The following is a 6650-nucleotide window of genomic DNA, read 5'->3' on the forward strand; positions in this document are numbered from 1 at the left end:
TCAAACGCATCGAGGTCGGAACCCGCGCCGAAGTGATCGCTGAGCGCAAGGCGGCGGTGGCGTCGGGAGAAGCAAGCGAGAAGCTGGCGCAGCAGGTTTATGACCGTACGAAACAGCTGACCTCGACCGAATTTGCCTCGATCCAGAAGCTCGACGAAGCGACCGCCTCGCTTGAGGTCGCCAAGCGGACCTCAGAACAGGCCAAACTCGCCTATGACGAGGCAGTGGCCGGGTACACGGTTGAGGAGCGGGGCGTTGCCAAGGCCAATATGGACAAGGCGGCCGCTGCCATTGCCACCCTTAAGGCCCAGATCGCGGAACTGACCGTCAATGCGCCGCTGGCGGCGCAGGTCTATCAGGTCGGAACAGAGGTCGGCGAATACGTCTCCCCGGGCGTTCCGCTCCTGTCGCTAATTGATCTGGGCGATGTCTGGGTTCGCTTTGACCTGCGCGAAGACCTCGTCAAAGGCCTCAAGGTGGGCGACACTTTAAATGTCCGGGTGCCGGCTCTTGGCGACCGGTTGGTTGATGTTGTCGTCCGCACGATCGCGACCCGCGGCGAATATGCCGGCTGGCGCGCGACACGTGCAACGGGCGACTTCGATCTAAGAACATTCGAGGTTCGCGCCTACCCGGCAGAGCCGATCCCTGATCTTCGACCCGGCATGAGCGTTTATGCGCAATGGAACGGATCACGCTGATGCCGCTGCAACTGCCTCGTCACGGCGTTATTGCAGTGGCAACGCGCGAGGTGAAATGGATCTGGTGCGATCGGGTGGCCCTGTTTGTTGTCATGGGTATTCCGCTCATTGCCTTTGCGATCCTTGCTGCAACATTCAGCAATGCGGTGATACGCGACCTTAAGGTCGACGTTGTCGACCAGGACCGCTCGCAGACATCGATGACCTATGTCCAGGCGATCAGTTCGGCCCCGGGTGTCAATGTCACCGAGAGGTCCTCAGACCTTCATGATGCCATGCATGCCATCCGGTCCGGGGAGGCGATTGCCGCCGTCTATATTCCGCGGAACTTCGAAAGTGACATCGCTGCGGGCAAGCGGCCGCAGACGGTCGTTTTCTACAACAAGCAGTATTTCACGCCGGGCAACATCGCCTCGGGTGCCCTGCAGTCGGCTATCGGTGCCGCGACGGCGGCGTTGCCGGCAGCGAGCCGATCCGGCGCCTACACGCCCGGTCCCCTTGTGGTGGAACAATATGTCCTGACCAATCCGGCGCTGAACTATGCCCAGTTTTTGCTGCGGGCGATCCTGCCAACTGTGCTTCACATCGTCATTGCCATCGCCGGCGGCTATGCTGTCGGGTCCGAGTTCGGATCGCGCGACAGGCGCGACTGGTTTGCCGCAGCCGGCAACAGCGCAATGGTGGCGATCGTCGGCAAGTTTGCTCCGTATTTCGGCATCTTCATCGTGATGATGGCAATCGGCATGGTCATCATTCACGGTTTTTACGCCATTCCATTCCGTGGCGATCCCGTCATGATGGTCGCTGCGGCCTGCATGCTCATCATCGCCTATCTATCGCTTGGATCGCTCTTGCAACTCTTGGTGAAAAATCTTGCCACTGGCCTGACGCTGACCGCCATCATCTGTTCGCCGGCGTTCGGATTTGCAGGCGTCGGCTTTCCGGTCCTCGCCATGGGAGCGTTCGGACGCTTCTGGGGTTCGCTACTGCCGCTGCGCTGGTATATCCAGATTCTTTTTGATCAGGCCGCGCGCGGCGTCCCGGCACGCGATTCCGTTGAGCCCTTCATGCATCTCGGCACACTCGCCATCATCTTCTTCGCCTTGGCATTGTTGTTCCTGGCCCGGCTTATTCGCAATCCTCTTGCCCTGAAACAGGAAACCGTAAAGGCAGAGCCTTCCCCAAGGCCGGGTATCGTTGCTGCATTTCAGGCAGAATACGGACGCATCCTGCGGGACAAGGGTGCATTTGGCCTGATTGTTCTTGGCCCGATTATCTACGGACTGTTCTATCCGCAACCCTATGTCGGCCAATTGATCCGCAAGATACCGATTGCCGTCGTCGACAGCGATCGATCGCATCTCAGTCGGACGATCATCGAGACGCTCGATGCCGACGAAGCCATTCGCGTGGCGGCCCGACCACAAACGCTGGTCGAAGCCCAGGCCATGCTCGCCAAGCGAGACGTCTTTGGCATTGTCGGCATTCCGCAAGGAACCGAGCGTGAGGTCATGAAGGGCGCCGAGGCAAGGGTGGCAGCTTACGCCGATTCAGCCTATTTTCTGCTCTTTAACCGAACCTGGCAGGGCATTACCGAAGCCACGAGGACGGTCAGTGCGGATGTCACCTCGCGCGGCGCACGCTCCGACGGCAGCCTCTACCGGGCGGCACTTGTCAAGACTTCTCCGATCGAGGTGCTCAATCAGCCGCTGTTCAATCCGACCGGGGGCTATGCGAGTTACATCGTTCCGGCCGCCTTTCTGCTTATCCTCCAGCAGACGCTCTTGATGGGAACTGCCACGATTGGCGGGGTTGCCTATGAGCGCGGTGGCCAGGCGGCGCGCCGGCTGCGCAGTTCACTCGCTTCTGTCGTGGGGCATGCCCTCGCCCACCTGATGCTGGCGCTGCCAGGATTTGCCCTTTATCTCATCGTGTTGCCGCGTATCTACGGGTTCTCCTCGAACAGACACTTCGTTGACCTCCTGGCTCTTGCCATACCGTTCATCCTGGCTGTCAGCTTCATGGGGCAGTTTGTTGGCTCATGGTTCAGACGGCGTGAGACCGCCGTGCTTCTCCTTATGGCCATTAGCCTACCTCTGTTCTTTCTTGTCGGGGTTGCCTGGCCGCTAGAAGCGATCCCCTCGTCTATTCGCACAATGAGCAAGATCTTTCCAAGCACGTCGGGCATCGATGCACTGGTCCGCGTCAATCAGATGGGGGCATCCGTTCGAGATGTCTGGGATGATTGGGTGAGGTTGTGGATCCTCGCCGGGATCTATGCAGGTCTTGCCGTTTTAGCACCGCGGCTCACGTCGGCATGGAGGACTGCGCAATGATTTTATCTCGCTCAATGAGGCTTGCCCTTGTCGCCCTGGTGCTGGCTTTGCTTGCAGGTTCCATCTGGTATATCGGGCAACGCCGGGAAACGCCGCAAGTCGCAGCGTTCCCCGGGATGGTGCGCCAAACCGAAATACGCATTGCTCCCGAGATCACGGGGCGTCTGAGATCCATTATTGTCACGCCCGGGCAACGCATTCACAAGGGCGAAGTGCTTGCGACGCTGAGTAACCCGGAACTTTCGGCGTCCGTGGCGCAGGCGCAAGCAGCGCTTGCAAGCGCGAGAGCGGAGCGTGCCCGCGTTTACTCAGGCGTGCGCGCCGAAATGGTGGCAATTGCTGCCCAGAGTATTGATACGGCGCAGGCGAACCTTCTTCTCGCGCAACAGCAGGTGGCGCGTTCAACCAAGCTTGTTGCCAGGAATTTTGCCAGCCAGCAACAGCACGACGAGAACGTTGCCTCGCTCGGCAAGGCGCAAGCGGATCTCGACCTCAGGCGAGCGCAATATGCGGCTGCCAAGGCGGGGCCCACGAACGAAGAGCGGCAGGTTGCCGACGCCAATGTCGCACTGGCTGAGGCCTCGCTCGCTGAACTTGAGGCCAAACTTGCCAAGACCACATTGACCGCGCCGGTCGATGGCGTGGTCGGGATTCAGGTCTCCCAAGTTGGCGAGATCATTCCACCCGGCAAGCCCATCGTCACAATCGATATTGAGGGGGAAAGATGGTTCAGTTTTACGCTCCGGGAGGACTTCCTGAAAGGCCTGAACGTCGGGGCACAGACCGCGCTGACGAGGGATGACGGATCGAAAATCGATGTCCGTGTCACCGAGGTGCGGCCGCTCGGTGAGTTTGCCACGTGGCGCGCGGCGCGCGCAGTTGGGGACCACGACCTCAACAGTTTCAGGCTGAGGTTCGATCCGGTTTCAAAAGCCGAAGAACTCGAGCCCGGAATGACAGTCTGGCTTGAATGAACGGCTGGACGTGGGCGTCATCCGATACGAAGGCCACGCCGAACCGGCAGCCGACATTGTTAAACAACCCCTCTTCTTGGTCCGCAGCATCTTCAACCCGAGCACCGATCCGACCGGCCGAGGGTCCAGCTGCCTGCGTCAAGTCCGTTGCTGGATCGGCGCATTGGCGACGTCGTGCATGGCCGATCTCTTAAAAGGATCGATTGCTTAGCCGCAGCTTGTTTCAGTTCCTTTCGACATGAGAAATCTCGAACAAGTGTCTGATCTTGTTGACGAGGCCCGGCATCGCGTGAATGCCGGCGATTTCACTGCTGTTATCGAAAAGGTGTTTTTCTGCCTCTGCCCGCCGGCACAATATGAGACCGAGTTCCTCGACGAGACTTGGTCTGTCGTGGAGCAACGGTGCCAGGGTTGATTTTTCAATTTCATAAACCACGCTAAAGGCAAGCGCCCGCACGGTGCCGGGCTCTCCGCCTCCGGCCAGAAGGCTCGCTTCGCCGAAGTAGTCACCAGGTGCCAGTTTCGCCAGTTCCAGCTGCCGATGGTCCTCCTTGCGCGTAACCTCCAGGACGCCGCTGCGAACAATCACCAGTGACGTCATTTCACAGCCCTGCTCGGCGATGATATCGGCCTTGCGAAAGGTCCGGCGTGACATGGATTTGGCAAGGACTTCCTTCTCGTCCTCGGTGAGTGTCTTAAACAGCGGGATGGCATCGAGAAGTCGCATCTGAGCCGAGCGCATGGGGGATGGGGCTTTTGTTTCTGCGAGCGATGCAGGCGGAGGGGCAGGCGTCGCCAGAGGCGTGCCGGCGGCGAGGCTATGGCGGTAGATCAGATCGAAAATTTCGTTTCGGGCAGTTCCGGCCAAAGCGATATCGGCAACGCGAAATGAGAGTTCAAGCTCCACCGCCGAACCGTCGAGCGACAGGATCTGGATGCCGGGTTCAGGAACGTTCAGGATTGTCGTCGAACTTAAAAGGACCGAGCGCATCACATCGATGATCGCCGTCGGCGGCGTGGTTGCCGCAAATCGCACGCTGAGCGTGACGCCATGGCTGCGATCCGGGCTGCTTATGTTGATCAGCCTTGCCTTGGCGAGGTCGCTATTGGGCACGATGACGAGGTCGTTCTTGCCGTTTAAAAGATGCGTTGCCCGCCAGTTGGTTTCAACCACCCTGCCCTCGGTGCCATCACCAAGCACGATCAGATCGCCGATCGTATAGGGTCGTCCAGGATTGAGAGCGATGCCGGAAAAGACATCGCTCAACGTGCTCTGCAAAGCTAGGCCAAGGATGATGGCAAGGACGCCGGATGTTGCGATAAGTGTGCCTACGGGGAGGCTGAAAACGGTGGAAACAACCGAGAGAACCGCTCCAAGATAGATGATGCCGACGACAAGATCCTGGATGAGCCTGCCTTCGCGGGGGCGTCGCTCGAATATCAGGAAAACGCGCGCAAACCCGACAAGCGCCCAGGCGGCGTTGATCCACCAGATGATCTTTGCGATCCCGATGAAAACTTTCTGCACAGCCGAGGCGGTGGGTGGTCCCGCTTCGTAGGGAACGATGCCGTGATAAAGCAATAAAGCGGTCAGCACGGCAAAAAACGAAACCTGAAAAATCAGGTGCAAGCGCGGATTGTTGCGCAGCGCGACCCGCGAGACAAGCGCTCCCGCGGCCGCGAGGGACCCTGCCTGGATGATCGGATCGGTAATCAACTCTGAAAACGTCATGTTGCATCGCAAGCTAGAATGCTTCGGCAAGTCCTACAAGCTTGCAACTTGGCCCTTGAAAGAGCACGTCAGCCAGACAGCCACTCCAGCCTGCAGCACATCGGTGTCTGATCTGCAAACGGGTCGGCTGCTCGATGATCAAGCCTGATGATCCATTGGTGATAATGACGGGCATGGCGTTTGGATGTTTCGAGCGCAGGTGGTCAGCGGACGAAGTGATCGCAAAAGGGTCTTCCGTAGGCCGAAAGATTCCTGTCCGGCGAACATGGCAGGAAGATCCCCTGCGTTCTTCGCGTAAGCCGGGGGACGGGCGCGTTCGGCGCCGCCCTGCTTCGTTAAAGCGCCGAACAATTTTTGAACTGCAATCCGTTGAGAAATCAATCAGAACATAATGGCCCGATTACCCACTGGGCATGGTGAGTCCCGGCAACCCCAACCATTGCCCCGCCGGGACTCGCTATTCACTTACTTCTCGATGACGCACGCAAATGGACTTGAGGGATGATCGAATCCCCAAGCTAGTGTTTCCGGCTGAAATAAGAGTCCGGTTCGGGATTCTCTTCCTGGTGTACGCGTGCGAGTCTGGGGCATACGCACAGGAATCTCGTTCACGTTTCGCCGACTGATCGCCAGCACCTGGCAGCGCTGATCAGGGATCGCAACGCCGCAAGAAGTACGTTGGCGTGCCCGGATCATCTTGCCGAGTGCCGAGGGCATGGGCACTGTCGACATAATACGGCAAACCGGCAAGTCCAAGACCTGCGTGTAGCGTTGGCAGGAACGCTTTGCCGCGGAGGGCTTCGACGGGCGCCCTGTCGAGCAGCCGTGTCAGGTCGCCCAGCGCCGACTTGTCCGCGCGCGCTCCCGAGAAAGTCCTGCGCCTGACCAGAAGTGTGCCGTCGCGAAC

At 59.1% G+C, this 6650-nt stretch carries 4 protein-coding genes and 1 pseudogene; 4 read left to right on the forward strand and 1 reads right to left on the reverse strand.

Annotation, left to right across the window (positions count from 1 at the left end):
- The 3 genes from AAAB35_RS19970 to AAAB35_RS19980 form a co-directional block, all read left to right on the forward strand.
- Positions 1–701: efflux RND transporter periplasmic adaptor subunit (locus AAAB35_RS19970; protein WP_340670023.1), on the forward strand; the 701-nt coding region annotated here is incomplete at its 5' end.
- Positions 683–3037 carry an ABC transporter permease gene (locus AAAB35_RS19975; RefSeq protein WP_340670025.1) on the forward strand — a complete coding sequence of 785 codons (2355 nt, stop codon included), beginning with the start codon at positions 683–685 and terminating at the stop codon, positions 3035–3037. The genes AAAB35_RS19970 and AAAB35_RS19975, both read left to right, overlap by 19 nt.
- Positions 3034–4011, forward strand: a complete 978-nt coding sequence (locus tag AAAB35_RS19980) for an HlyD family efflux transporter periplasmic adaptor subunit (protein ID WP_340670026.1) — start codon at positions 3034–3036, stop codon at positions 4009–4011. The genes AAAB35_RS19975 and AAAB35_RS19980 overlap by 4 nt, the downstream gene beginning before the upstream one ends.
- Before the next feature lie 223 nt (positions 4012–4234).
- Here AAAB35_RS19980 and AAAB35_RS19985 read toward each other — a convergent pair whose 3' ends face one another.
- Complete coding sequence (locus AAAB35_RS19985; RefSeq protein ID WP_340670027.1) at positions 4235–5755, reverse strand: mechanosensitive ion channel family protein; 1521 nt, start codon at positions 5753–5755, stop codon at positions 4235–4237.
- A 577-nt stretch (positions 5756–6332) separates the two neighbouring features.
- Here AAAB35_RS19985 and AAAB35_RS19990 point away from each other — a divergent pair.
- A pseudogene (locus AAAB35_RS19990) lies at positions 6333–6509 on the forward strand (IS630 family transposase); the annotation flags it as partial.
- Between the last annotated feature and the right edge of the window lie 141 nt (positions 6510–6650).

Origin of the sequence: Phyllobacterium sp. (assembly GCF_037994425.1) — a bacterium.
Taxonomy (GTDB): Bacteria; Pseudomonadota; Alphaproteobacteria; order Rhizobiales; family Rhizobiaceae; genus Phyllobacterium.